Genomic DNA, 774 nt, shown 5'->3' with positions numbered 1-774 from the left:
CCGGCAGGTCGGCATCGGTCGCGGTGACCGTGAGCACCGCGGTGGTGTTCTCGGCGACGCTGGCGGTGGCGCTGCTGGTGATCGCGGGGGTGTTGTCGTTCACCGGCGTCACCGTGACGGCGATGGCCTGGGTGCTGGTCAGCGCGCCGTCGGAAACCTGCACGGCGACGTCATAGACGTTGTTGCCGCCACTGTCGGTGGGCGCTTCGTAGTCGGGTGCGGTGACGAAGCTCAGGGCGCCGGTGCTGCTGTTGATCGAGAACTTCGCGGCGTCGGCGCCACCGACGATGCTGTAGCTCAGCGTCTGGGCTGGCAGGTCGGCGTCGGTCGCAGTGACCGTCATCACGGCCGTGGTGTTCTCGGCGACGCTGGCGGTGGCGCTGCTGGTGATCGCCGGGGTGTTGTCGTTCACCGGCGTCACCGTGACGGCGATCGCCTGGGTGCTGGTCAGCGTGCCATCGGAAACCTGGACGGTGACGTCGTAGACGTTGTTCGCGCCGGCGTCGGTGGGCGATTCGTAATCGGGCGCGGTGACGAAGCTCAACGCGCCGGTGCTGCTGTTGATCGAGAACTTGGCGGCGTCGGCGCCACCGACAATCGAATAGCTGAGGGTCTGGGCCGGCAGGTCGGCGTCCGTCGCGGTGACCGTGAGCACCGCGGTGGTGTTCTCGGCGACACTGGCCGCGGCGCCGCTGGTGATCGTCGGGGTGTTGTCGTTAACCGGCGTTACCGTGACGGCGATGGCCTGGGTGCTGGTCAGCGTGCCATCGGAAA

At 68.0% G+C, this 774-nt stretch carries 1 protein-coding gene; it reads right to left on the bottom strand.

What is annotated here, in order from left to right; genetic code table 11:
- A partial coding sequence (locus tag QQK25_RS23315) for a cadherin domain-containing protein (RefSeq protein WP_284190096.1) occupies nucleotides 1-774 on the bottom strand: 774 nt, incomplete at both ends.

The organism is Zoogloea oryzae, assembly GCF_030161255.1.
Taxonomy (GTDB): Bacteria; Pseudomonadota; Gammaproteobacteria; order Burkholderiales; family Rhodocyclaceae; genus Zoogloea; species Zoogloea oryzae.
The sequence above is the reverse complement of the archived record's forward strand: the minus strand, read 5'-3'. Positions and strand labels throughout refer to the sequence as shown.